Raw genomic sequence first — 23,532 nt, 5'->3', positions numbered from 1 at the left:
CTGATCGGCCACCCGGCCGACAGACCAGCGATCCCGGAGGAGGTGTCATGACGGACGTCAGCAGCATCACCGCGGCGCAGAACGCTGCCCTAGCCAAGCAAAGGGCGCTCATCAATGACAACGCCGCCAAGGCCAGCCAGACGCCCTCGAGCGTGGCTGTCAACAGCCGCAACGGTACGGCCGTCGTGGCTCAGGACAAGACGTCGCTCGGCAAGGACCAGTTCCTCCAGCTCCTGGTGACGCAGATGCGCTATCAGGATCCGTCCTCGCCGATGGACTCCAACCAGGTCATGGCGCAGACCGCGCAGCTGAGCACCGTCGAGCAGCTCACCGAGCTCGCCACCACGCAGCGCGAGGCGTTCGGTCTGCAGATGCGCCTCTCGGCCTCGTCGTTCGTCGGCAAGCAGGTGGAGTGGAAGGACGCCGACGGCGTCAAGCAGTCCGGTGTGGTCGACAGCGCCGACTTCAGCGACGCGACGCCGCAGCTTGTGATCGGCGACAAGAAGGTGCCGATCGACCAGATCATCACCGTCAAGCCCGCCGCCACCAGCACGACGCCCACGACGACGACCTCCGGGTCGGGCACCACGGGGGCCTCCGGGTCTTCCGACTCTTCCGACAAGAAGTAATCCGCTGCGGCTTGAGCCGCACCACCACTGACGAGCCGAGAGGTACCGGCGCCAGGACGGCGCTCACGGTGTCTTCGACGTTCGGCACGGACGCGCATCACCTGCCACGGATGGCATGCACTCGCGCCACGCCAGCTCGCGACCCCCTTCGCGGCTTGGCTTCCCCCGTGAACAGGAGAGACGCATGCTTCGCTCGCTCTACGCCGGCATCTCGGGCCTTCGCAGCCAGCAGACGCTGATGGACGTCACCGGCAACAACATCGCCAACGTCAACACGACGGCGTTCAAGACGTCCACCACGCAGTTCCAGGACACCCTGAGCCAGGTCGTTGCTGCGGCCGGTCGCGCCACCACCGGCGACGGCGGCACCAACCCCGCGCAGATCGGCCTCGGCGTCCGCGTGGCCGGCATCACCACCAACTTCACGCAGGGTGCCGCCCAGCTCACGGGCAAGAGCACCGACATGATGATCCAGGGTGATGGCTTCTTCGTCGTCAACAAGGGCAACGAGCAGATGTACACCCGCGCCGGTGCCTTCAGCTTCGACGCCCTCGGCCAGCTGGTGACCACCGACGGCGCCATCCTGCAGGGCTGGAAGGCCAACGCCGACGGCTCCACGCCTACCAACGGCGCTACCAGCAACATGACGATCCCAGCGGGCACCCTGCTCCCGCCGGCGAAGACGACCACGTGGACCCTCGGCAACAACTTCGCCGACGACGCCCCCGTGAACGCTGGCGCCGTCACCAACATCTCGACCCTCACCGCCGGCAGCTACGTCGGCCCGGTGAAGGCACCCACCACCTACGACACCCTCGGTGTGCCGGCCGACGCCCAGGTCACCTTCGTGCACTCGGTCGGCGGCGCCAGCCCCGACGAGTGGAAGATGTTCTGGACCGCGCCGGGTACGGGGGCCCTCACCGACTCCGGCGCCGTCATCAAGTTCAACGCCGACGGCACCCCGAACCTGACGGGCTCTGTGCTGACCACGACGGCTGCCAGCGTGAGCACGCCGGCCATTCCGGTCGGCCTCAAGCTCACGATCGCCAACACCACCGGCTACGCGGGCACCAACGTCCAGAAGAACTCCAGCGGCGTGGTCGTGAGCTCGAACAGCACCGCGGCGATCACCTCGCAGGACGGCTCGCCCGCGGGCTCGATCTCTGCCTTCTCCCTCGGCGCCGACGGCACCATCACCGGAACCTTCGACAACGGCTTCAAGAAGATCCTCGGCAAGGTGGCGCTGGCCTCCTTCTCCAACCCCTCGGGTCTGACGAAGCAGGGCAACTCGCTCTACAGCGAGACCACCAACTCCGGTGTCGCCCAGGTCGGTGCCGCCAACGCGGCAGGCCGCGGGGCCCTGGCCGGCGGCACGCTGGAGATGTCGAACGTGGACCTCTCCCAGGAGTTCACCAACCTGATCGTCGCCCAGCGCGGCTTCCAGGCGAACTCCCGCGTCATCACCGCCTCCGACGAGATGCTGCAGGAGCTCGGCAACATGAAGCGCTGACCCTGACGGTCAGCATCATCCTCGCCGTGATCATGGACCTCCGGAGCAGGAAAGTGCTCGGGAGGTCCATGATCACGGCTTGGGGGAGCGGCGGTTCACCCGGTCGGGGAACGTCTGGCGGCTGACGGTCGCAAGGCCTCACGGGGGACAGTGCACCGCCGATGGAGTCTGTGACAGGGGTCATGGAAGGCCCCGCAGACTTGAGGACGGACCCCGTGATCGTCGTGACACGCCTGAACGGCCCGCCGTTCGCTGTGAACCCCGACCTGCTCGAGCGCGTGGAGTCCACCCCCGACACCGTGCTCACCCTCATCGACGGCACCAAGTTCCTGGTGCAGGAGAGCGTGACCGACGTCGTGGCGCTCGTCCGCGACTACCGCGCCAGCGTGGTGGCCACGGCTCGCGACCTCGGCCGTTCTCCCGCCGCGGAGATCGCGGCCGACGAGGAGCCCACCATCCCGGGCCCGCGCTCCGCTGACGAGCGTCCGCACCTCACGCCTGTCTCGTCGCTCACCGAACGTCTCGCCAGCCGTGCGAGCGCCCAGAACCCGACAGCTACCCCGACCTCGGAGGAGGAGAACTGATGGATCCGGCAAGCCTCATCGGCCTCGGCATCGCGTTCGGCGCCATCCTCCTCGCGATCATCCTCGAGGGCTCCAGCCCGATGTCGGTGGTCCTCATCCCGCCGATGATCCTCGTGATCCTCGGAACCATCGGCGCCGGTTTCACCGGTATCCGCATGGCAGACCTGCCGATCATCATCAACGCCCTCATCAAGGCGCTGACCGGCAAGGCCGTCAACATGGAGTCGACCATCGACATCATCGTGTCGCTGGCCGAGAAGGCGCGCCGCGAGGGCCTGCTGGCCCTGGAGGACGCCGCCAAGGACGTCGACGACAAGTTCCTCAAGGACGGGCTGCAGGCTGCCATCGACGGCGCGGACCCCGAGGACCTGCGCGAGATGCTCCACTCCAAGATCGACACCAAGAAGGCCACCGACAAGGTGGGTGCGGCCTTCTTCGCGACCGCCGGTGGTTACGCCCCGACCGTCGGCATCATCGGCACCGTCGTGTCGCTGGTGCACGTGCTCGAGAACCTCTCCGAGCCCGCGAAGCTCGGTCACATGATCGCCGCGGCGCTGGTCGCGACCTTCTGGGGCCTGCTGACCGCCAACATCATCCTGCTGCCCCTTTCCGCCCGCCTCAAGCGCCTCTCGGAGACCGAGGCCGCGCAGATGGAGCTCGTCGTCGAGGGCCTCATGGCCGTGCAGGCCGGCGCCAACCCGCGCCTCGTGGGTCAGCGCCTGCGCAGCCTGGTGCCTGAGACGGGCAAGGCCAAGGCGGCAGCCTGATGAGCCACGGCAAGGGCAAGCAGCGTGGCGGTGGCCACGAGGAGGAGCACGAGAACCACGAACGGTGGGCCGTCTCCTACGCCGACATGATGACGGTGCTCATGGCGCTGTTCCTCGTGCTCTTCGCGATGAGTTCCATCGACGTCAAGAAGTTCGAGGAGCTGCGCACGAGCCTCGCGCAGGGCTTCGGCAACGAGTCCCTGCCACAGACCGGCGGCAGCGGCATCAACGACGGCGCGACGGACTCTGCTCTGAGCATGGCCCCCGACGCACCGTTCGTGGTCTTGGATGCCGCGCCGGCGTCCTCGAACAACAACCAGTCCACCACCCAGGTCGCCGGACCGGGGGCAGGTGCTGGTGCAGAGCTCGCCGCCCGTGTCGAGGCAGCTCGACTCAAGAGTCTGCAGGACCAGGTGACTGACGCTCTGGCGGCCAAGGGTCTGCAGGACGCGGTGAAGACCACCATCACCGAGCGCGGCCTGGAGATCCGGGTCATCGCCAATGACATCTTCTTCGCCAACGCCAGTGCCGACATCCAGCCCCGCGGTCTGGAGGTGCTGGACGCCATCGGCCCGGTGCTGGCCGGAGAGCCCGGTCAAATTGCGGTCGAGGGGCACGCCAACCACCTGCAGCTCAAGGGCGGCCCGTACGCCAACAACTGGCTGCTCTCCTCGGCACGCGCCACCTCGGTGGTGATCCACCTGGCCCAGGCGGACGGCGTTCCGGGTGGCCGCATGTCGGCCACCGGCTATGGCGATACCCGCCCGCTGTTCCCCACGGACGACCCGCGGGCGATCGACGGCAACCGACGCGTCGACATCATCGCCGAGTCCGACAAGGCGCCCGAGGTCAAGGCCCTCGTGCCGTACTTCGCGGGCGTCTCCCAGACCTCCACCACCCCATCCACCACCAGCACGACCACCGAGGGAGAAACCCATGGCTGAGGCCAGGACCGCGACGCCCGCCAAGGGCGACGCAACCGACGAGGCGGGCGCCAAGAAGGGCAAGAAGAAGCTGTTCCTCATCATCGGGGTGGCCGCTCTGGCCCTCGCCGGCGGCGGGTACTACTTCCTCTTCATGAAGGGCGCCCCCGCCGAGGCAGCTCCGGTAGAGAAGCCGAAGCCTGTGGCCGGCGCCGTGGTCAGCATCGATCCCATCAGCATCAACCTCGCCGAAGGCCACTACCTCAAGCTGGGTCTGGCCCTGCAGCAGACCGCCGAGGTCACGGAGAACGTCGACGGCAGCCAGGCCCTCGACACGGCCATCGAGCTCTACAGCGGCAAGTCGATGGCGGAGCTGTCTGACCCGACCTCTCGCGAGGCTGTCAAGAAGGAGCTCAGCGAGAAGATCGAGAAGAAGTACGAGGACAAGGTCATGGACGTCTACTTCACCCAGTACGTCATGCAGTGACCCCTCCAATCCGTGATCATGGGCGTCCGCCACCCCTGCCGGGTGGCGGACTCCCATGATCACGGAGAAGAGATGAGCTGATCCACCCGATCGGCTCAACCTCTTCACCCGTTCTGCCGATGACTGGGCTGTGACCGTCGAGACCCCCGCACCGACCGGCCGGAAGCGCCGGCGTGGCGTCGTCACGCCCTACGATTTCCGACGACCCACGACGCTCGCCCGCGAGCACACTCGAGCCCTGGAAATGGCGTTCGAGACCTTCGCGCGCCAGTGGTCCACTCTCCTGCTCACCCGGCTGCGTCAGACCAGCCAGGTGACGCTCACCGGCGTTTCCGCCCGCAGCTACGACGAGTACGTTCGTTCGCTGCCCGGCTACGGCGCCTTCTTCACGTTCCGGCCTGACGCTGGAGGCCCAGCCGGGCTGTTCCAGCTCAGCGCCGAGACGGCGTTCGCCAGCCTCGACTTCCTCCTGGGCGGCCACGGCTCCGTGGTCACCACCGAGGAGCGCGAGCCCACCGAGATCGAGCGCCGTCTCTTCGGCGATCTCATCACCCGCACCCTCGCGGAGCTGGCCTACGCCTTCGCCACCACGGCGCCCATGAAGCCGGTGCCCGGCACCCTCGAGACCAGCGCGCAGTTCCTGCAGCTGGCCGCTGCTGCCGACGTCGTCCTCGTGGCGACCTTCAGCATCACCCTCGTCGAAGAGGGCGAGCCCTCCGAGGCCACGATGATGCTGCCGATGGGCCCGCTCATGGCGCGCCTTCACCAGGCCAGCGGTGACGCCGCCGGCTCCGAGGACGAGCAGCGTGTGCGTGCCGAGGCTGCGCAGACGCTGGGCACCACGGTGCCCGAGCTTCCCGTCGACGTTTCCGCTCGCATGATCCCCGTCGTCATGCGCCCCAGTGACGTCCTGGCCCTGGAGGTCGGTGACGTCGTGCGGATCCCGCACCCCACCGCCCGCCCGCTGGACGTCGTCACCCACGACATCGTCCTCGCTCGTGCCGTGGCCGGCGCGAGCGGCAACCGACTGGCCTGCCTCGTGGTGAGCCCGGATGAGGAGAACGACCGATGAGCACCGCAACCTTCACCCCCGCCTCCCTCGAGCAGCTCACCGCTGCGGCGAACGCCGCCGCTGGCCTGCTGCCCTCCCCGACCCCGCTGGTGCTCGGCCCCACCGACGGGTCGCTCGCTCCGGCTGCTGACGCCACCGGCACCGCCGTCGTGGTCCCCTTCACCGGGGGTACCTCGGGTGTCGTGACGGTCATCGTCGACGGCGGCCTGCAGGAGGCGCTGGCCTCCGCCGAGGGTGGCCCGCTCTCCCTCGCCGAGGCGCTCGCCCCCGCGCTGGACGCTGCGGTCGCCGCCCTGGGCCCGGCCGTCTCGGCCCCCGCTGAGATCCTCGATGCCGCGGACGCCGTGGCGCGCGGCGCCGAGACCGGTGTCGTCTGGGCGCCGCTCGTCGGCGGCGAGGGCGGCGACGTCGTCGCGTGGCTCGGTCTCTCGGTCTCCTCGACCTCGCCGAGCGCTCCCACCGCCACCGCCTCGCCGCTGGCCGCCAGCCTGCCGACGCAGCGCTCCGGCAGTGGGATGCACCTCCTGCGTGACGTCGAGATGGTGCTGACCGTCGAGCTCGGCCGCACCCGCATGTCGGTCAAGGAGCTGCTCGCCCTCACCCCCGGCTCGGTCATCGAGCTGGACCGCGCCGCCGGCGCCCCCGCCGACCTCATGGTCAACGGTCGCCTGCTGGCCCGTGGCGAGGTCGTCGTCGTCGACGAGGACTACGGCCTGCGCATCACCGAGATCATCCAGCCCGGCGCCGAGGGCTGATCGTGGACCTCGCCGTCACCGCGCTGCGTGTCGCCGCCTCCCTGGCCGCAGTGCTCTGCATCATGTGGCTCCTGTACCGGACGATGCGCCGTCGCGGCGCAGGCGCCGGCCTGGACTCCGGCCGCTTCGCAGTGGTGGGGCGCCAGTCGCTCGGCCGCTCCAGCGGCGTCACCGTGCTGCGGGTCGGCGACGAGGCCCTCGTGCTCGGGGTCACCGAGCAGTCCGTGCAGCTCCTGGCCCGCACGCCGCTGTCCGCGGTGAGCGAGCCCGTCCGCATCGCCGACGCCGTCCCCGCCCCCCGCCTGGGGGGCGAGGACGACGGCGACGCCCTCGCCGGTGCATCGGCTGTGGGGGAGTCCCTCTGGGGACGCCGCCGCGTCGTCGCCAGCACCACCGCAGGATCCCGCAAGACCAGCTCCTCCCTGCTGGCCGGCACCGCTCTGTCTCCCGCGACCTGGACTCAGGCGCTCGACGTGATCCGTGAGAGGACGACGAGGAGATGACCTCCAGCACCTCCCCGCTGCGCCGGCTCCTCGCCGCCGCGCAGCGGGCGACCCGCCCTGCCCGCACCCGCTCCGCCGTCGTCCTGATCGCCCTCGTGCTCGCCGTGCTCGGTGCTGGCGCCGCCTCGCTGGTCTCGGCCCCCTCGGCCGCCGCCAGCCCGGCAACGAGCAGCTCGTCCAGCAGCTCCTCGGTCAGCTCTGAGGGACCCGTGGTCCAGCTGCCGCCCGTGGAGCTCGTCGCCGGGGTGACCGCCCCGGCAGCCCCGGTGGCGCCCGGCGCTCCCACCGACCCGGCGGTGTCGGTGAACATCAACGGCGTCGACGGCAAGCCCAGCTCGACCATCACGATGATCATCGTGATCACGCTGCTCTCGGCGGCGCCGGCCCTGCTGCTCATGTGCACGGCCTTCACCAAGATCATCGTGGTGCTGAGCATCACCCGCAACGCCCTCGGCCTCATGACGGTGCCGCCCAACCAGGTGCTCGCCGGTCTGGCGCTGTTCCTGTCGCTGTTCGTCATGGCGCCGGTCATCAACGACATCAACCAGGTGGCTGTTCAGCCGTTCCTGGCGGGCACCATGGATCAGACGACGGCCTACCACCTCGGTGTGGAGCCCCTACGGACCTTCATGCTCGCCCAGACCCGCGGCGAGGACCTGGCGCTCATCACCCGCGCTGCCGACCGGCCCAACCCGGCCAACCCGGCCGACGTGCCGCTGCTGACGCTGATCCCCGCGTTCGTGCTCTCCGAGCTGCGGGCGGCGTTCATCATCGGCTTCGTCATCCTCGTGCCGTTCCTCGTCATCGACGTCGTCGTCTCCGGCGCGCTGATGGCGATGGGCATGATGATGCTCCCGCCGGTCACCGTGTCGCTGCCCTTCAAGCTGCTGCTCTTCGTGCTCGTCAACGGATGGGGCCTCATCGTCACGGCCCTGGTGGGGAGCTACGCGTAATCATGGACTCCGCAATCATGGACATCGCCGTGCAGGCCATGCTGATCTGCGCCAAGCTCTCCGCGCCGTTCCTCGTGACGGCCCTGGTCATCGGGTTCGCGATCTCCCTCTTCCAGTCCGTCACGCAGATCCAGGAGCCCACGCTCAGCTTCGTGCCCAAGGCCGTGGGCGTCGGGGTGGTGCTGCTCATCACCGGGCACTGGATGCTCGCGGAGATCACCGGCTTCACCACCGGCCTGTTCGACAGGATCCCCGACCTCCTCGCACTGGGCTGAGGGCCGGACCGCCATGACCATGCCGGACGTCTCGATGCAGATCATCGTGGGCTACCTGCTGGTGATGCTCCGCATCACCGCGTGGCTCGTGATCGCCCCGCCGTTCGCCCACCGCGCCATACCGGCCCGGGTGAAGGCCCTCATCGGCTTCGCCCTGACCCTGGCCGTCGGAGGCACGCAGGACTTCTCCACCCTCTCCCTGGACACCGACGCCCTCGTCTCCTCGGCGGTGTGGCAGGTGCTCATCGGAGCGGCCCTGGGATTCGTCTGCTACCTCGTCTTCGCGGCGGTGCAGACGGCTGGCAACCTCATCGACCTGTTCGGCGGCTTCCAGCTCACCCAGGCGTTCGACCCGCAGATGCAGTCGGGAGCGGCAGTCTTCGGCCGTACCTACCAGCTGATCGCGATGACGCTGCTGTTCGCGAGCAACGGCCACCTCATCCTCCTGCACGGCATCACCAGCAGCTTCCGGGTGCTGGGCCTGTCCGAGCCGCTCTCGCTCGAGGTGCTCTCCCGCGTGGTCACCGACGGCACCGGCCAGGTGGTGGTCGCCGCGCTGCAGATCGCCGGGCCGCTCATCGCCATCCTCTTCCTCACCGACGTCGGGCTGGGCCTGCTCACGCGCGCCGCCCCGTCGCTGCAGGCGTTCTCGCTCGGCTTCCCGCTGAAGGTGTTCGTCACCCTGAGCGTGGCCGCGCTGGCCGTCGCGATGCTCCCCTCGATCTCCCGCTCTCTCACCGAGAGCGCCGCGACCCAGCAGCAGCAGGTGCTCAGCGCATCTGCCACTGCCGCAACCTCCGAGGGGGGTGAGCCGTGAGCGAGGGGGGACAGGAGAAGACCGAAGCTCCGACTGGCAAACGGCTCGCCGAAGCCCGCAAGAAGGGTCAGTCGGCCAAGACCCCGGACCTCGGCGCGTGGCTGGGCCTCGCCGGAGCCGTCATGACGGTGCCGATGGCGCTGTCCGCGGGGCGCGAGCACCTCATGCCGCTGTTCGGTCTGCTCGACACCGTGGCCGCCGACCCGGAGCCGGCCCGAGTCATGCAGGCTCTCGCGCTGGCCGGCGGGGCGATCGTGCCCATGCTGGCGCCGCTCGCCGTCGTCACGGTGATCATCGCGATCGCGTCCGGCGCCGCCCAGGGCGGCATGCACCTGGCCACCCAGGCGGCCAAGCCCAACTGGAAGCGGCTCGACGTCATCAAGGGCATCAAGCAGATGGTCAGCCCGCAGCAGCTGTGGCAGATGGCCAAGTCGCTGCTGAAGACCGTGGTCATCGGCACCGTGCTCTGGATGAGCATCAAGGCTGTGCTCCCGGTGCTCCTGACCTCGGACATGATGCCGCTGGCCAACATCCTCAGCACCGTGCAGGGGAGTGCCGTCTCGCTCATCCGCACCGCCGTCATCGCCGGTCTCGTGCTTGCGGTGGTCGACTACGCCGTCGCCAAGCGGAAGAACCTCAAGGAGCTGCGGATGACGCGGCAGGAGGTCAAGGACGAGATGAAGTCCTCCGAGGGCAACCCGCTCATCAAGGGGACCATCCGCGCCAAGCAGCGGCAGATGAGCCGCAACCGCATGATGGCCGACGTCGCGACGGCGGACGTCGTCATGGTCAACCCGACGCACGTCGCCGTGGCGCTTCGGTACGACGCCGAGCGCGGTGCGCCCCGCGTCGTCGCCAAGGGTGCCGGGTTCGTCGCAGCGAAGATCCGCGAGAAGGCCGCCGAGCACGGCGTGCCGATGGTCGCCGACATCCCGCTGGCCCGTGCGCTGCACTCGGCCTGCGAGGTCGACCAGGAGGTGCCGCCGCACCTGTACGTCGCGGTGGCGCAGGTGCTCGCCTTCGTCATGGCCCTGCGGCAGCGGGGGAGCGTCAAGGGCGTGCACACCAGTCCCGTGACGAACGCGCTGCCCGTTCCCGTCTGAGCCGTCTGACGGTTCTCAAGGGTCTGACCAGCTTCACCAGTAGCCCGCAGGGGTGATGGCACTGCTCCGTTCAAGTGAACGGCGCGGTCTGCCGATGCACATCGAGCCAGGACGGCGACGCAGGGCCACGGACAGCCACCGATCGCGCTCGACCTACGGGTCGACGCGACAACGAGGGAGCGACTCACCGTGAACTTCCGCCGCCTGAGCACGCTGGCGCTGCCGCTAGGCGTCGTCGGCATCATCCTCCTGCTGGTGGTGCCGCTGCCGTCGGAGCTGCTGGACTTCCTCATCGCCACCAACATCGTGACCGGGCTGTTGATCCTGCTCACGGCGATGTACGTCAAGCGCCCGCTCGACTTCTCGATCTTCCCGTCGTTGCTGCTGGTGGCGACCCTGTTCCGGCTCGGCCTCAACGTGGCCTCCACGCGCCTCATCCTGCGCGACGGCGAGGCCGGCAAGGTCATCCACGCCTTCGGTGACTTCGTCGTCGGCGGGTCGCTGGTCATCGGACTGGTGATCTTCACGATCCTCGTGGTCATCCAGTTCCTGGTCATCACCAACGGTGCGGGCCGTGTCGCCGAGGTCGGCGCCCGGTTCACCCTCGAAGCGATGCCCGGTAAGCAGATGGCCATCGACGCCGACCTCAACGCCGGCCTCATCGACGAAGAGACCGCCCGCACCCGCCGCGCCGAGGTCACCGCCGAGGCGGACTTCTACGGTGCGATGGACGGTGGTGCGAAGTTCGTCAAGGGCGACGCGATCGCCGGCATCATCATCATCCTGATCAACCTCATCGGCGGCTTCATCATCGGGATGGTGCAGAAGGGCCTCGACCCGGCCGAGGCGCTGCACCGTTACAGCCTCCTGACGGTCGGCGATGGTCTGGTCACCCAGATCCCGGCGCTGCTCATGTCCGTCGCCACCGGCCTCATCGTGACCCGTGCCACCTCCCAGGGCGACATGGGCACGGACGCCGCGGCCCAGCTGCTGCGCCACCGCACCGCACTGCGCATTACCGGTGGCGGCGCCATCGTCATCGCCCTCATCCCCGGCCTGCCCAAGCTCCCGTTCCTCGTGCTCGGCGCCGGCCTGCTGCTGCTCGCCCAGCGTGTCCCGGCCACGGAGACGACGGACAAGGTCGTGGACGTCGACGCCGGTCCGGTCGCCCCGACGCCCGAGACCCCCGAGCAGCTCATGCAGCAGATGCGCGTGGACCCGCTGGAGATCGTGCTGGCGCCCGACCTCGTGGACCTCGTCGACGCGGCTTCCGGCGGCGACCTGCTCGACCGGGTGCGCTCGCTGCGCCGCAAGATTGCCCTGGAGCTGGGCATCGTGCTCCCGCCCGTCCGTACCCGCGACTCCCTCGACCTGCCGCTGTCCACCTACGCCGTCCGCATCTCCGGCGTCGAGGTCGGCACCGGCCTGGCGCCCGCCGGCAAGGTGCTGGCCCTGGGCGACCACCTCGAGGGCCTGCCCGGCACCTCGACCACCGAGCCGGTGTTCGGACTGGCCGGCAAGTGGGTTCCTGCGGAGCTGCGCCACCAGGCGGAGATGACCGGCGCCACCGTGGTGGACCGCGCCTCCGTGCTCGTGACGCACCTGGCGGAGATCGTGCGCACCAACGCCGCCCGCCTGCTCTCCCGCGAGGACGTCAAGTCCCTCACGGACTCCCTCAAGACCACCGACGCCGCCGTCGTCGACGAGCTGGTGCCCTCCCTGCTCACTCTCGGTGAGGTGCAGCGCGTGCTCCAGGCGATGCTCGAGGAGGGCGTTCCGGTCCGCGACCTGGCCCGCATCTACGAGGGACTCTCCCTGCGCGCCAAGGTCGGCACCGACCAGGCCTCCCTCGTCGAGGCGGCCCGCGCCGCTCTCGGCCCGGCCGTGGCCGCCCCGCACATCCGCGACGGCAAGCTCCGCGTGCTCACCCTCGACCCGCTGCTCGAGCACCAGCTCGTCGAGTCCCTGCGGGTCACCGAGGTCGGCGCCCAGATCTCGATGGACCCAGGGCGTGTCGAGGCCGTCGTGGAGGAGGCGGCCCGTAAGGTCCGTATGGCCGAGGATGCGGGATTCACACCCGTCCTGGTGTGCGCGCCGGCGCTTCGAGCCCCGCTGCGCCGCCTGGTCGCGATGTCAGCTCCAGCCGTCTCGGTGCTGTCCTACTCCGAGGTCTCTGGGCCTGAGCTGGTGATCGAGACAGTGGGAGTCGTCCATGGCGCCAACGCGGTTGCTGCTTGAGGGGCCTGAACTCGAACCGCTCCTCCAGCAGGTGCGCGCCGACCACGGCGCGGGTGTCCGCATCGTCAAAGCTGAACGTGTGCGCGTCGGCGGCTTCGTCGGGTTCTTCGCCCGCGAGCAGTTCGAGGTGACCATCGAGGTGGACGGCCCGGTCGGGCCGCCCACCTCGGTGGTGCGTCCGCGGGTTCCCGCCGCCGCGTCCGCTGAGGCCGTGCGCCGTGCACCTGCCCCGCTCGCCGTGGGCTCGCGGGGGGTTGCCGCTGGCGGGACGGGCTCCGGGGCCGCTGCTGGGTCTGCCGGTGCCGGCGGCCCGATGGGCATCGAGCAGCTGCTCGAGGCCGCCGAGGCTGCCGAGCGCGCTCCCGGCTCGCTCAGCGGTTTCGACAGCATCTTCAGCGACGCCCTCAGCAGCATCACGACGACGCCGACGTCTCCGCTGGCCCAGCAGCCCCCCGCCCCGGCGCCGGTGCCGGTGCAGGCGGCACGACCGGCGGTCGGCCACGCGATGAACCCGGCGATGAACCCGCCGATGACGTCGGCCATCAACCAGGCCTCGATCCAGGCTGCGCTGCAGGCCGCCGTCCAGGCCGGGCTGCGGCAGCCCACCCCGCCGCGTCAGGCCGAGGTCATCAAGTCGGTGCCGGTGACCCGTCCGGCACGTCCGCCGTACCAACCTCCTGCGCAGCAACCCCGCACGGTGCTCCCGGAGACACCGGTCGTGACCGCTCACGTGGCACCCGCGCCGATCTACCAGGAGCCCGTCTACCAGGAGCCTGTCTACCGCGAGCCCGCTCCGGTCCACCACGCCCCGGTCCACCACGCCCCGTCGCACCGCGCGCCCGCCAACCCGCTGGCCGAACGTCTCGCCGAGCTCGGCGTGCCGGAGGCGTGGCTGCACCGGCTCCCCGCCGACCGTGCCGCAGCCCTGCGGCACGTCGCCGCGTACATCGCGGCGCAGCAGGCCCGCCGGCCACGCCCGGCCATGGGCCCGGCACCCGTGATCGGCGTGCTGGGTGATCCGACCTCGGCCCTCCAGCTGGCCCGCCGACTCGGGGCGGGCCTGGGTGTGCACGCCTCAGACGTGGCCGTCGTCCAGCGCCGGGAGGCCTCGGGTGCCCGCGTGCTCACCGATCCGGCCGACGTCGCAGCCGAGGCGGCGCAGGCGCGGCTGGGCGGCCACCCGCTCGTCGTCGCCCTGCCCGCTCCGATCGGCGCGAGCTCCGGCCACCGGGCCGCCGTCGTCGAGGTGCTCGACGCCCTCGGCGCCGACGAGGTGTGGGCTGTGGTCGACGCGACGCGCCGTCTGCCTGACACCGCCGCCTGGCTCGCCTCCTTCGGTGGTGATGACACCGTCGATGCCCTCGCCCTCGTCAACATCCGTGCGACGAGCGCGCCGGCGGCAGCCCTCGGCCTCGTGCAGCCCGTCGTCGTCCTCGGCGAGCGGCCAGCTTCCCCGCGGGCCTGGGCCCAGGTCATCGCGGCCCGTCTCCGTGATGAGGACGTTCGATGAGCACCACCGCCGGTCATGACGCCGACCTGGAGCTGCCCGCCATCGGCGCGGCCGCCGAGCTGGTCCCTGCCGAGCTGGCCTCCGTCGAGGTGACGGGCGACGACGTCGTCGAGACCCGCATCGACGACGTCCGCGACGGGCGCATCGCCGTCCACGCGCCGCCGCCGCGCCCGGGAGACCTGGAGCCGCCCGCCGACGGCGCAGCGTTCGAGCTGCGGTGGGCCACGCCGCGCGGCCTCGTGACGCTGCCGGTGGAGCTGAGCGAGCGCGTGCGCACGCCCGCGCCACTGTGGTGGCTCGTGCCCGCCGGCCCCTCTCGCCGCCACCAGCGGCGCAGCTTCGTGCGCGCTGGCGCCGCGAGCACGCTGCCCGTGCAGGTCGAGGTGCTCTGGGAGCACCCCGAGCCGGGCCGCTGCGTCGGCGACCTCCACGACCTCTCTGAGGGCGGCCTGCGCGCCCGGATCCGCGCCCCGCGGTGGGCGCTGGAGTGCGCGCCCGGCAGTGCCGTCGCGGTGCGTCTGACCATCTCCGAGGTCGACCGCGACGGCGACGGGCTCGCCCTGCAGGTGGTCGAGCACGAGCTCGGCGGCACCCTGGTGCGTCTGGACGAGGACCCGGCAGCGGACGGCGCAGCCGCAGGCGGCGCGCACGAGGCCGTCGACGTCGTCGTCCAGCTCCACGACGACCGCCGCCAGGGCGACGCGCTGCGCGCGCTCGTCTTCGCCTGGCAGCGCCGCAGTCGCCGCGCCTGACGCTCCCCAGGATCACCGCCGTGATCATGGACAGTCGGCCACCCACGTGTGACAGCGGACGTGCAGAAGTCCGCTCGATGCCCTCCTGAGGTGGCGCGGGCGGGCTTCTGCACGTCGGGCGTCACGTGACCCTCGTGGCCAAGCCCGCGCGCCGCGCAGAACGTCCTTGATCGTCGCCGGGGGAGCGGGCTCGACCGTTGCAGAAGCGGTGCAGTGGCCGGGCAATACGGGTCAGACGGCGCCGAAACCCTGCAGATCGGCGCGGCGTGCCCGCCGCCCGTGACCGCGCGACTACTGTGGCGGGATGCTGGTCCTCACCCGACGTGCCGGTGAAAGCGTCATGATCGGTTCCGACGTGACGGTGCGGGTCCTCGAGATCCGCGGCGACGTCGTCCGGGTCGGTGTGGACGCCCCGCGCGACGTCCAGGTGCACCGTGAAGAGGTCTTCCACGCGGTGCGCGCTGCCAACCTCGAGGCCGCCAGTGCTGCGGCCCCCTCGCCCGCGGTGCTCGCGGGCCTGCGGAAGCGCCCGACCCCTCAGGGCGGGGTGCCGAGCCAGACCGCTCCCGACGGGGAGCCGGCGGCTACGCCTCCGGCAGACCCTCCCGCAGCTCCCTGACCAGGGAGCCCACCACGGCCTTCAGGTCGCCCCCGGCGGCGGCAGCCACCGCACGCTGCCGCTGGTAGCTCGCCCCTCGCACGGGGATCTGCGCCACCGCCGCCAGCTCGTCACTGCATCCCAGCTGCCGCGCCACCGGCTCCAGGCGGGTCAGTAGGTCGTCGAGGTCGTCGGTGACCAGGCGCTCGTCGCCGGCGGCGCTGGTGATGATGATCGCGTCGAGCCCGTAGCGGGCGGCGCGCCACTTGTTCTCCTGCACGTGCCACGGCGGCAGCACCGCAAGCTGCTCGCCGGCTTCCAGCCGCGCGTCGAGGTCGACGACGAGGCAGTGCGTCAGGGCCGTCAGCGCCGCCAGCTCGGCCTCGGTGGGCACCCCGTCGCACACGCGTACCTCCAGCGTGCCGATGCTCGGTGAAGGCCTCACGTCCCAGCGGACGTCCTTGAAGGAGTCGATGACGCCGGTGTGCAGCAGGTCGCCGACGTAGGCCTCCAGCTCCTCCCAGCGGGCGAACTGGAACGGCAGCCCCGCCGTCGGCAGCTGCTGGAACATCAGGGCGCGGTTGCTGGCGTAGCCGGTGTCGACCCCGCCCCAGAACGGCGAGCTCGCCGACAGCGCCTGCAGGTGGGGGGCGTAGGTGAGCATCGCGTCCAGCACGGGCAGCACCTTGTGCACGCTGGACATCCCCACGTGCACGTGCACGCCCCAGATGAGCATCTGGCGGCCCCACCACTGGGTCCGCTCGATGAGTTCGGCGTAGCGGGGTCCTTCGGTCATGGTCTGCGCCGACCACTGGGCGAACGGGTGCGTGCCGGAGCACGCCAGCTCCAGGCCCATGGGGTCGGTCACGGAGCGGACCTGGGTCATGACGTCGTGGAGGTCGGCGACGGCGCCGGCGACGGTGTCGTGGATGCCGGTGACGAGTTCGACGGTGTTGGTCAGTAGCTCGTGGGTGACCCGCTGGCGTCCGTCGGGGTGGGGTGGGCGGCCGTGCAGTTCGGCGAGCACTTCCGAGGCCTTGGGGGCCAGGTCGCCGGTGGCGGCGTCGACGAGGGCCACTTCCCACTCGACGCCCAGCGTGGGACGGGCGGAGGGGCGGAAGGGCAGCGCACCGCGGCGTGCGTGCGGCCCGAGGGACGGCGTGGTCACCCCGTCACCTCAGCACACGCCGACCCGGTGCGTTGCACGTCCGCCCGAGTCGATCGAGCGAAGAACGTCTCCACCCCGTGCGCTACGAGAGGCGCTACCTGAGTCGCTACCCGAGTCGGCCAGCGAAGAACGCCAGCGCTGCCGCCGCCACGAGCACCGCGACGACGAGCGCGATGACGAGGTTGGTGCGCCGTCCCGGCAACTTCGGTTCGGGAGCCGACAGGCCCGACGTCCCCGCCTCCGATGGCGGGGTGTCACCGGGGGCGACCCCGCCGCCAGGCTCCAGGCCGGGCGTGGTGGCGGGATCGGGGTCGGTCACCTCACTGGCGCTGCCCGGGCGCTCGCGGTCGGCTCCGTCGTCGCCGTGGCCCCCGTCAGGGCCCTCTCCGGGCCCGCGGCCCGGTCCGCCACCCAGGTTCGATGTCACGTGCGAGGACCAGCGCCGGCAGCGACGGAGCCGCGGGAGAACTCCGAGACCAGCGTCGCGCAGAACGCCGGCAGGTCGCCGGGGTTGCGGCTGGAGATGAGTCCGCCGTCGATGACGACCTCCTCGTCCACCCACGTGGCACCGGCGTTGACGAGGTCGGTGCGCAGGCTGGGCCAGGAGGTCAGCGTGCGGCCCCTGACGACGTCGGCAGTCGCCAGCGTCCACGGGCCGTGGCAGATGACGCCCACGGGCTTGCCGGACTCGACGAACCGCTTGACGAAGCTCACCGCGCCGTCGTCCATCCGCAGGTGGTCGGGGTTGGTGGTGCCACCGGGCAGCACGAGCCCGTCGTAGTCGGCCGGGTCGGCGGAGGAGACGACGACGTCGACGTCGAACGTGTCCGCGGGCTCGACGTCGTGCTCGTAGGCCTGGATGGTGCCGCTCTCCAGGGAGAGGATCACCACCTCGGCGCCCGCGTCCCGGACGGCGCGCACCGGCTCGACGAGCTCGGCCTGCTCCACGCCGTCGGCGGCGAGCACGGCGATCTTCCGTCCCTGTAGCTGTGAGGTCATGCGCCGCCCCTACCCCCGGGCGGCCCGGATAAACGACGGCGCGCCATCTCCCACCGCTGCAGGAGCGGGGGAGATGGCGCGCAGGCGCGTGACCGTCGAGGGGCAGGCCGAGGGTCAGCAGGTGGCCGTCGGGTCGACGGCCTCCTTCGGGTCAGCCGAGGCCGAGGGGGCCGGGTTCACCGAGGACGACGCCGACGGCGACGCCGAGGCGCTGGGAGCTGCCGTCGGCGCGGGCGCCGGGCGCAGCGCGTCGGCGACCATCGCGCGGAGCTGGCCGTAGTCGGGGTCGCCCGTGGAGATGTTCGCCTTCGTGAAGGGCAGCGCCCGCATGTCGCCGCCCTTGACGATCTCCCCGAGGGTGACGAAGGCGTTGAGCTCCTTCGCGGGGATGTCGGTCTGGATGTTCTTCTCCGCCGCTGCCGCCAGCGCCGGGAACTTCGCCGCGAGCTGCACGGCGTCGTACTGCTTCACCGCGGCTGAGATGACGCACTGCTGGCGGGCCATCCGGTCGTCGTTGTCGGAACCCTCGCGTGAGCGAGCGAACCACAGCGCCTCGTACCCGGTGAGCTCCTGGCCCTGGCCCTTCTTGATCCAGCCGGTGATGGGGTACTTCTTGCCCGTCTCCAGGTTGGTGCCGCCGCCGATGGGGATGTCGCGGGGCACGTTGAGCGTCATGCCGCCCATGGCGTCGACGAGCTGCTCGAAGCCTTCGAGGTCGACCATGGCGTAGTAGTCGATCTGCAGGCCGGTGGCCGTGGCGACGGCCTCCTTGGTGGCCTCGACGCCCGGGTCGTTGCCGTTCGCGGTGCCGCCGAACAGCTCGGGGTGCAGCGTGCCGAAAAGGTAGACGGCGTTGAGCATGCAGCCGCCCGCACCGTCCTCCTTGCAGGCAGTCGGCCACTGCTTCGCGGCTTTGCTGCCGGGCGGGAAGGGCACGTCCTCGAGCTGGCGGGGCAGGCTGAGCAGGGTGCTGTCACCGGTCTTGGTGTCGATGCTCGCCACCATGATCGTATCGGGGCGCGTGCCGACGCGGTCCATGCCGGTGTCCGCGCCGAGCATGAGCACGGTGACGCGGGGCACGTTGGCCCACGGGTTCTCGGCGCCGGTGTCAGGGCCGTTGCCGGCGCTCGACTCCGAGCCGAAGAGGTTCTTCAGCAGGTCGTGATTGGCCATGGCGTAGCGCGCCGTCGTTGCCGAGGGGGCCACCACGACGGCCATGAGCGCCGTCACCAGCACGAGGGACCCGAGGCGCTGCGCGCGCGAGAGACGGCCGACGCCGGGGGAGCGGCGCAGGCTGGCATGGCTCGCCACGATGACGAGACACCACATGAGAGCGACGACGACGGCGCCCGCGGCCACCACGAGCATGGCCGTCGAATCGAAGACGACACTGCGCAGCAGGGGCACGAGCCGGCCCGTGAACAGCACCGCGGCGGCCGCCCCCAGGAGCGCGAGCACCGGCAGCAGCACCGTCCACCCCAGGGCGCGGCGTCCCGCCGCGATGAGGCCGGTGCCGGGCACGGCGGCGCCGAGCACGGTCAGCAGCACGAGGCGCGTGAAGCCCTCTCCGGTGCTGCTGGCGTGACGTCCGCGGGGGTCGTCTCCGGCGTGGATGAGGGTCACCTCGTCTGAAGGCCGGGAGGCGGGTGCCTCCGCGGGGCGCCGCGGCGCCGGCGGCATCACGGACGGCGCGGCGCTCGTCGTCGTCCTCGTCGCAGCCATCGTGGCGGCGTCGCTGGCGGCGGTGGCTGTCGCCGTCGCCCCTGTACTGCTGGCCGCGGCTGAGCGCGGGTCGCGTGAGCCGCGTCCACCGCTCGCGGTGCGTCCGTCGCGGATGTCGCGGACGTCGCGTCGCCGCGGGTAGCTTCCCGGTTCTGTCACGGTCACCAGACCCCTTCGCGCCCGTGCGGCTCGGTCGCGCACGGCGGAAGGCCATTGCACCACCGGCATCGCCCAGCCACGCCGGATTCGCCACGTGACGCGCTGGAACGACTACGTGTGGTAACGATCAGGCCGGGCAGACGCTCGCGGCGTCCACGGCCTCCCCGCTGGGCGTGCTCTCGGTTCCGCTGGCGCTCGGTGAGGTGCTGCCCGACGGCGAGGCGCTCGCGGATGAGGTGTCCGAGGGGGACGGCGACGCAGACGTCGTCGTCGGAGCAGGCGACGGCGCGGGCGGCGGGGGCACCAGCGCCTGCTGCACGAGCTGGTGGATCTGGTCGTAGTCGGGGTCGCCGGTGTTGACGAGCGGCTCCGTGAACGACAGTGACCGCAGCGGTGCCTCCTTGACCTTGCGGCCCAGGTCGACGAAGGCGGAGAGGCGGCTCGCGGGGATGTCGGTGCTCACGTCGCGCTCGGCGGAGGCGGCCAGCTGCGGGAACGCGCGGGCGAGGTCGAGCGCGCTGTACTGCTGCACCGCGGCGTTGATGAGGCAGCGCTGGCGGTCCATGCGGTCGTTGTTGTTCGACTGCCAGCGGGAGCGGGCGTACCACTCGGCGTGGTAGCCGTCGAGCAGCTGGTTGCGGCCGGGCTCGATGTACCCGGTGACGGGGTAGAGGCCGACGACGCGGCCGGCGCTGTTGAGCCGCTCGCCGCCGCCGATGGGGATGCGCCGCTCGACGGTGAGCCGGATGCCGCCCATGGCGTCGATGAGGTCCTGGAAGCCGGTGAGGTTGACCATGGCCGTGTAGTCGATCTTCATGCCGACGACGCCCGCCGCGGCCTGCTCGGTGGCGGCCAGGCCGGGGTCTTCGGCGCCGGGGTACAGCTGCGGGTTCTGGGTTCCGAAGAGGTAGACCGCGTTGAGCCAGCAGCCGCCGCCACCGTTGGCCTCGCACGCCGTGGGCCACAGCTCTGCCGCCGGCGAGCCCTCGGGGAAGAAGTTGCCGGACAGCTGCCGCGGCAACCCGAAGATCACCGTGTCTCCGCTGACCGTGTTGATGCTCGCGACGATCAGCGTGTCCGGGCGGGTGCCGATCCTGTCGGCGCCGGTGTCGGCGCCGACGAGCAGCACGTTGACGCGCGGGATGCCGGCCCACGGATCCTCGTCCGTGCCGGTCGGCTCGTCGGTGGCCGCCTGCTGCCCGGAGGGGAACAGGGAGGTGATGAGGGAGCGGGAGACCAGGGCGTACCGGGTGGCGGTGCCCGCAGGGAGGACGACGACGGCGAGGAGCACCGCCACGAGGAGCGCAGAGGCCACGCGGTGCCCGGTGACGCCGCGATGGCGGCGCTGGGCCAGGTGGGTCGCGACGACGACGCCGCTCCACGCCACGCCGATCACCGCGGCGGCCACGGCCAGGTAGAGCAGCACGTCGGCGTCGAGCACGTACTGCTGCAGTACCTCGACGGCGCGCCCGGAGAACCACAGCACCGCAGCGGCTCCCACGACGAACGCGAACGGCACCAGCGCGAGCCACCCCAGGGCGCGACGGCCTGCGTTGAGCAGCCCGGTGCCGGGCACGACGGTGCCGAGCACCGTCCAGCCGACGGCGCGACCGAAGCCCGGCTGGGCGTGCCGGCCGTGCTGCGAGGGCGGGGTAGCGGCCGTCGCGCCGGTCCGTGTGGTCGCGTCCAGCGGAGGGCCTCCGTATTCGGTGGGTGGTGCTCGCGGGCGTGGGGCGTGACCTGGTCTCGTGATCGTCACTCCCTGCTGCCGTCCATTGCAGCACCTGTTCCTGGGGAGTGCTGCACGCGGACGACGAGGACGGCGTAGGGTGAGGGGGCGCTCACGGGTGCGCAGCGCGGCGACGCGTGTTCCCGTGGCGCAAGGAGGTGTCGCCTAGTCCGGTCTATGGCGCCCGCCTGCTAAGCGGGTTTGGGTGTTAAAGCCCATCGCGGGTTCAAATCCCGCCACCTCCGCCCTTCGGGTGCGTGAAGGCCCCGGCTCCCTGCGAGCCGGGGCCTTCGTGCGTCTCACTGGTAGCTGACGAACACCGGGCTCGGTTGCTCCGCCACCGTCTGCTGCGGCGTGAACGTGGGGGAGTCCTCGTCGTAGAAGTTCTTCCACCCCCACACCACGCCCTGCGGTGCCCCCGCCTGCAGCGCCCGGTAGGTGGCTTCCTTCTCGCCCGGCGCGCCGGCGCCGTCGGCGTGCACGACGAAGACCAGCTCGTCGTGGCTGGTGTCCAACGACGCCCTGCCGGTGACCATCGACGTCCTGAACTGGTGCAGGAGGAACACCTTCTGCGGCAGCTGGCGCTCGCGGACGAGCTGCGCCAACCACGCCGACGTCTCGTCGACCTCTGCGGCCGAGACGCTGCCGATCTGGTCCAGGTGCTGCTGCCCGGGCGCCAGTCGCCACTCCGGATCGAGCGCCAGACCGACCCCCGGCAGCGCCAGCAGCTCCTCGTACGCCTTCGCCTGCTCCAGGAAGGTCGCGCGGCCCGGCTGCAGGTCGATCACCACCTGCAGTCCGGCCGCTAGCGCCCGGTCCACCAGGGGGCGCAGCTCGGCGACGGGCGTCTCGGTGGAGTAGTCACCGTCCGACCCCGGGGAGCTGCTCGCCACCGTGGCGATGACCTCGAGCGCCGGGGCGGGCGCCAGCGCATCCAGCCCCGCGTACTGCTGGGCGACCTGCTGCGCGCGGGCGATGGTCGCGTCGTCGTCCTGCTCGCCGAGCACGCCCAGGCTCGGGGTGCCCGGGTGCCCGTACAGCGCCACAAGGCGCCGGCCTGCCAGCGGAAGCTGCCCGCCCAAGCCCTCCGGCGCGGGGATCTGCACGCCCGTGCGGACCACGCCCAGGCGCTGCTCCAGCCGGTCGGCAGGCCCGAAGGCGTCTCCCAGGGCGACGACGGGCACCTGCGGCGCTTTCCCGAGTTGCTCCACCAGCGCGCCGTCGGCCCGCGGGTCACCGCCCGGCAGGATCACGGCGCTGGCGCCGGCGGCCGCAGCGGTGGCCACCGCTGTGGCGTCCTGCGGGGCGCCGGTGGTGAGGACGACGGCGGTCGGCGTGGCAGTGCTCGCGGCTGGCGCGTCGCCGTCGTCGTCCTGCTCCTTCTGAGCGTCCTCCTTCTGAGCGTCGAGGAGCAGCGTGGCGGCGTCGTCGGCGACGACGAGCCCGCGTTGAGAGGCCCACTCCTGCGCCTGTGCGCCCACCGGCACCACCTGGGCGCCGAGGCGGCTGATCTCCTGCGCGCCGGAGTCGCCGGTGACCAGGACGGGGATCCGGAGGCGCTCGGCGGCGGCCGCGGCGGTGGACTGCGCGGCGACGTCGTCGGACCCGGCGAAGAGGGCGCGGGTCGCGCTGGTGAACAGCGCCGCGCTGGTGCCCGCGGCGAGCGCGTCCGCCGAGGTGCCGCTGACCAGCGTGGTGGCCCGAGCGGGCACTGCCGCGACCGCGTGGCCGTCGCCGTCCGCGGGGGCGGCTTGCGTCGTCGAGGCATTCGCGGGCGAGCTCGTTGCCGGCGACGGACTGTCCGCGGTGCATCCCGCCAGGGCCAGCGCCAGCGCCACGGCTCCCGCAGCCAGGACGGTGGACGACGGGCGGTGATGCATCGCTCGAGCCTCACCCACGCGGCACGAGTCCGCCAAAGCGCGCACGTCATGCCGTTGATCGCCCCCGCCCCACACCCGGCACGATCAAGCACGTGAGCGCCACATCACGTTCACCTCGCGCGGCCCCCAGCGCCGACGAGCGATTTCACGTCACTCGCCGGTCGAGGTGGCTCTGGCGCCCATCCGAGGGGCCGACGGCACTACCCGTTCGCGAGCACTGCCCGGCGTCGGGTAACGTTCTCTCCGCACTCCAGCGCCCGTAGCTCAACGGATAGAGCATCTGACTACGGATCAGAAGGTTGCAGGTTCGAGTCCTGCCGGGCGCGCTCGTTGAGACAGCGACGCACGAAGCCCCTGAACAGCGGAGACGTTGTGAGGGGGCTTCTTGTGTGGTGGAGC

The 23,532-nt window shown here is 71.2% G+C and carries 24 protein-coding genes and 2 tRNA genes; 20 read left to right on the top strand and 6 right to left on the bottom strand.

The window, feature by feature from the left end:
* Positions 1–47 precede the first annotated feature (47 nt).
* From BXY45_RS14860 to csrA, 17 genes are all read left to right on the top strand, one after another.
* Positions 48–629 carry a flagellar hook capping FlgD N-terminal domain-containing protein gene (locus BXY45_RS14860; RefSeq protein WP_109775286.1) on the top strand — a complete coding sequence of 194 codons (582 nt, stop codon included), beginning with the start codon at positions 48–50 and terminating at the stop codon, positions 627–629.
* 184 nt (positions 630–813) lie between these two features.
* The gene (gene flgF / locus BXY45_RS14855) at positions 814–2,139 is read left to right on the top strand and encodes a flagellar basal-body rod protein FlgF (RefSeq protein ID WP_109775285.1); all 1,326 of its coding nucleotides are present in this window, start codon (positions 814–816) and stop codon (positions 2,137–2,139) included.
* A 215-nt stretch (positions 2,140–2,354) separates the two neighbouring features.
* Positions 2,355–2,723 carry a flagellar FlbD family protein gene (locus BXY45_RS14850; protein ID WP_109775284.1) on the top strand — a complete coding sequence of 123 codons (369 nt, stop codon included), beginning with the start codon at positions 2,355–2,357 and terminating at the stop codon, positions 2,721–2,723.
* The gene (locus BXY45_RS14845; RefSeq protein ID WP_109775283.1) at positions 2,723–3,490 is read left to right on the top strand and encodes a motility protein A; all 768 of its coding nucleotides are present in this window, start codon (positions 2,723–2,725) and stop codon (positions 3,488–3,490) included. The genes BXY45_RS14850 and BXY45_RS14845 overlap by 1 nt, the downstream gene beginning before the upstream one ends.
* Positions 3,490–4,434 (top strand): OmpA/MotB family protein, encoded by a 945-nt coding sequence (locus tag BXY45_RS14840; RefSeq protein ID WP_109775282.1) that lies wholly within the window; start codon positions 3,490–3,492, stop codon positions 4,432–4,434. The genes BXY45_RS14845 and BXY45_RS14840 overlap by 1 nt, the downstream gene beginning before the upstream one ends.
* On the top strand, positions 4,427–4,900 hold the full coding sequence (locus BXY45_RS14835) for a flagellar basal body-associated FliL family protein (protein WP_109775281.1): 474 nt from the start codon (positions 4,427–4,429) through the stop codon (positions 4,898–4,900). Before BXY45_RS14840 ends, BXY45_RS14835 begins: the two co-directional genes overlap by 8 nt.
* A 130-nt stretch (positions 4,901–5,030) precedes the next feature.
* Positions 5,031–5,972 (top strand): flagellar motor switch protein FliM, encoded by a 942-nt coding sequence (locus tag BXY45_RS14830; RefSeq protein WP_109775280.1) that lies wholly within the window; start codon positions 5,031–5,033, stop codon positions 5,970–5,972.
* Positions 5,969–6,727 carry a flagellar motor switch protein FliN gene (fliN, locus tag BXY45_RS14825; protein ID WP_109775279.1) on the top strand — a complete coding sequence of 253 codons (759 nt, stop codon included), beginning with the start codon at positions 5,969–5,971 and terminating at the stop codon, positions 6,725–6,727. Before BXY45_RS14830 ends, fliN begins: the two co-directional genes overlap by 4 nt.
* A gap of 2 nt (positions 6,728–6,729) precedes the next feature.
* Entirely contained in the window at positions 6,730–7,230 is a 501-nt protein-coding gene (fliO, locus tag BXY45_RS14820) for a flagellar biosynthetic protein FliO (protein ID WP_109775278.1), read from the top strand.
* Positions 7,227–8,183 carry a flagellar type III secretion system pore protein FliP gene (gene fliP / locus BXY45_RS14815; protein ID WP_109775277.1) on the top strand — a complete coding sequence of 319 codons (957 nt, stop codon included), beginning with the start codon at positions 7,227–7,229 and terminating at the stop codon, positions 8,181–8,183. Before fliO ends, fliP begins: the two co-directional genes overlap by 4 nt.
* Before the next feature lie 2 nt (positions 8,184–8,185).
* Positions 8,186–8,458, top strand: a complete 273-nt coding sequence (locus tag BXY45_RS14810; protein ID WP_172601956.1) for a flagellar biosynthetic protein FliQ — start codon at positions 8,186–8,188, stop codon at positions 8,456–8,458.
* A 13-nt stretch (positions 8,459–8,471) separates the two neighbouring features.
* Positions 8,472–9,275, top strand: coding sequence for a flagellar biosynthetic protein FliR (locus BXY45_RS14805; protein ID WP_109775276.1), 804 nt, complete (start codon positions 8,472–8,474; stop codon positions 9,273–9,275).
* Positions 9,272–10,378: an EscU/YscU/HrcU family type III secretion system export apparatus switch protein gene (locus tag BXY45_RS14800; protein WP_109775275.1), complete on the top strand. Its 1,107-nt coding sequence runs from the start codon at positions 9,272–9,274 to the stop codon at positions 10,376–10,378. The genes BXY45_RS14805 and BXY45_RS14800 overlap by 4 nt, the downstream gene beginning before the upstream one ends.
* Positions 10,379–10,567: 189 nt before the next feature.
* Positions 10,568–12,616 carry a flagellar biosynthesis protein FlhA gene (locus BXY45_RS14795; protein ID WP_109775274.1) on the top strand — a complete coding sequence of 683 codons (2,049 nt, stop codon included), beginning with the start codon at positions 10,568–10,570 and terminating at the stop codon, positions 12,614–12,616.
* On the top strand, positions 12,591–14,126 hold the full coding sequence (locus BXY45_RS14790) for a hypothetical protein (protein WP_146211223.1): 1,536 nt from the start codon (positions 12,591–12,593) through the stop codon (positions 14,124–14,126). Before BXY45_RS14795 ends, BXY45_RS14790 begins: the two co-directional genes overlap by 26 nt.
* Complete coding sequence (locus BXY45_RS14785; protein WP_109775272.1) at positions 14,123–14,878, top strand: PilZ domain-containing protein; 756 nt, start codon at positions 14,123–14,125, stop codon at positions 14,876–14,878. The genes BXY45_RS14790 and BXY45_RS14785 overlap by 4 nt, the downstream gene beginning before the upstream one ends.
* Positions 14,879–15,182: 304 nt before the next feature.
* On the top strand, positions 15,183–15,497 hold the full coding sequence (csrA, locus tag BXY45_RS24585; protein WP_109775271.1) for a carbon storage regulator CsrA: 315 nt from the start codon (positions 15,183–15,185) through the stop codon (positions 15,495–15,497).
* On the opposite strand, the gene BXY45_RS14775 is transcribed toward csrA, so the two are convergent.
* From BXY45_RS14775 to BXY45_RS14760, 4 genes are all read right to left on the bottom strand, one after another.
* Complete coding sequence (locus tag BXY45_RS14775; RefSeq protein WP_172601955.1) at positions 15,463–16,644, bottom strand: glutamate--cysteine ligase; 1,182 nt, start codon at positions 16,642–16,644, stop codon at positions 15,463–15,465. The two genes, csrA and BXY45_RS14775, sit on opposite strands and share 35 nt — an antisense overlap.
* A gap of 106 nt (positions 16,645–16,750) precedes the next feature.
* Entirely contained in the window at positions 16,751–16,963 is a 213-nt protein-coding gene (locus BXY45_RS14770) for a DUF6480 family protein (protein ID WP_109775329.1), read from the bottom strand.
* Between the two features lie 104 nt (positions 16,964–17,067).
* A complete protein-coding gene (locus BXY45_RS14765) occupies positions 17,068–17,643 on the bottom strand; it encodes a type 1 glutamine amidotransferase domain-containing protein (protein WP_109775270.1) in 576 nt (191 codons plus the stop codon).
* A 114-nt stretch (positions 17,644–17,757) separates the two neighbouring features.
* On the bottom strand, positions 17,758–19,266 hold the full coding sequence (locus tag BXY45_RS14760; RefSeq protein ID WP_109775269.1) for an LCP family protein: 1,509 nt from the start codon (positions 19,264–19,266) through the stop codon (positions 17,758–17,760).
* Here BXY45_RS14760 and BXY45_RS23370 point away from each other — a divergent pair.
* A complete protein-coding gene (locus BXY45_RS23370) occupies positions 19,256–19,507 on the top strand; it encodes a hypothetical protein (protein WP_109775268.1) in 252 nt (83 codons plus the stop codon). The genes BXY45_RS14760 and BXY45_RS23370 overlap by 11 nt on opposite strands.
* Before the next feature lie 144 nt (positions 19,508–19,651).
* Here BXY45_RS23370 and BXY45_RS14750 read toward each other — a convergent pair whose 3' ends face one another.
* Positions 19,652–21,115 carry an LCP family protein gene (locus tag BXY45_RS14750; protein WP_109775267.1) on the bottom strand — a complete coding sequence of 488 codons (1,464 nt, stop codon included), beginning with the start codon at positions 21,113–21,115 and terminating at the stop codon, positions 19,652–19,654.
* 292 nt (positions 21,116–21,407) lie between these two features.
* On the opposite strand from BXY45_RS14750, the gene BXY45_RS14745 reads away from it, so the two are divergent.
* Positions 21,408–21,498: transfer RNA gene (locus tag BXY45_RS14745), tRNA-Ser, on the top strand.
* Between the two features lie 54 nt (positions 21,499–21,552).
* On the opposite strand, the gene BXY45_RS14740 is transcribed toward BXY45_RS14745, so the two are convergent.
* The gene (locus tag BXY45_RS14740) at positions 21,553–23,133 is read right to left on the bottom strand and encodes a hypothetical protein (RefSeq protein WP_109775328.1); all 1,581 of its coding nucleotides are present in this window, start codon (positions 23,131–23,133) and stop codon (positions 21,553–21,555) included.
* Positions 23,134–23,386: 253 nt separating this feature from the next.
* Here BXY45_RS14740 and BXY45_RS14735 point away from each other — a divergent pair.
* Positions 23,387–23,459: transfer RNA gene (locus BXY45_RS14735), tRNA-Arg, on the top strand.
* Positions 23,460–23,532: the final 73 nt, after the last annotated feature.

This window comes from Quadrisphaera granulorum, assembly GCF_003149145.1.
Classification (GTDB): domain Bacteria; phylum Actinomycetota; class Actinomycetes; order Actinomycetales; family Quadrisphaeraceae; genus Quadrisphaera; species Quadrisphaera granulorum.
Note: the sequence above shows the minus strand (reverse complement) of the source record. Positions and strands in the feature narration are given on the sequence as shown.

Coding starts and splice junctions, on each gene's coding strand:
- csrA (WP_109775271.1), top strand. CDS start 15,183: ATGCTGGTCCTCACCCGACGTGCCGGTGAAAGCGTCATGATCGGTTCC.
- BXY45_RS14805 (WP_109775276.1), top strand. CDS start 8,472: ATGACCATGCCGGACGTCTCGATGCAGATCATCGTGGGCTACCTGCTG.
- BXY45_RS14765 (WP_109775270.1), bottom strand. CDS start 17,643: ATGACCTCACAGCTACAGGGACGGAAGATCGCCGTGCTCGCCGCCGAC.
- BXY45_RS14835 (WP_109775281.1), top strand. CDS start 4,427: ATGGCTGAGGCCAGGACCGCGACGCCCGCCAAGGGCGACGCAACCGAC.
- BXY45_RS23370 (WP_109775268.1), top strand. CDS start 19,256: ATGAGGGTCACCTCGTCTGAAGGCCGGGAGGCGGGTGCCTCCGCGGGG.
- flgF (WP_109775285.1), top strand. CDS start 814: ATGCTTCGCTCGCTCTACGCCGGCATCTCGGGCCTTCGCAGCCAGCAG.
- BXY45_RS14810 (WP_172601956.1), top strand. CDS start 8,186: ATGGACTCCGCAATCATGGACATCGCCGTGCAGGCCATGCTGATCTGC.
- BXY45_RS14785 (WP_109775272.1), top strand. CDS start 14,123: ATGAGCACCACCGCCGGTCATGACGCCGACCTGGAGCTGCCCGCCATC.
- BXY45_RS14740 (WP_109775328.1), bottom strand. CDS start 23,133: ATGCATCACCGCCCGTCGTCCACCGTCCTGGCTGCGGGAGCCGTGGCG.
- BXY45_RS14840 (WP_109775282.1), top strand. CDS start 3,490: ATGAGCCACGGCAAGGGCAAGCAGCGTGGCGGTGGCCACGAGGAGGAG.
- fliN (WP_109775279.1), top strand. CDS start 5,969: ATGAGCACCGCAACCTTCACCCCCGCCTCCCTCGAGCAGCTCACCGCT.
- BXY45_RS14860 (WP_109775286.1), top strand. CDS start 48: ATGACGGACGTCAGCAGCATCACCGCGGCGCAGAACGCTGCCCTAGCC.
- BXY45_RS14845 (WP_109775283.1), top strand. CDS start 2,723: ATGGATCCGGCAAGCCTCATCGGCCTCGGCATCGCGTTCGGCGCCATC.
- fliP (WP_109775277.1), top strand. CDS start 7,227: ATGACCTCCAGCACCTCCCCGCTGCGCCGGCTCCTCGCCGCCGCGCAG.
- BXY45_RS14790 (WP_146211223.1), top strand. CDS start 12,591: ATGGCGCCAACGCGGTTGCTGCTTGAGGGGCCTGAACTCGAACCGCTC.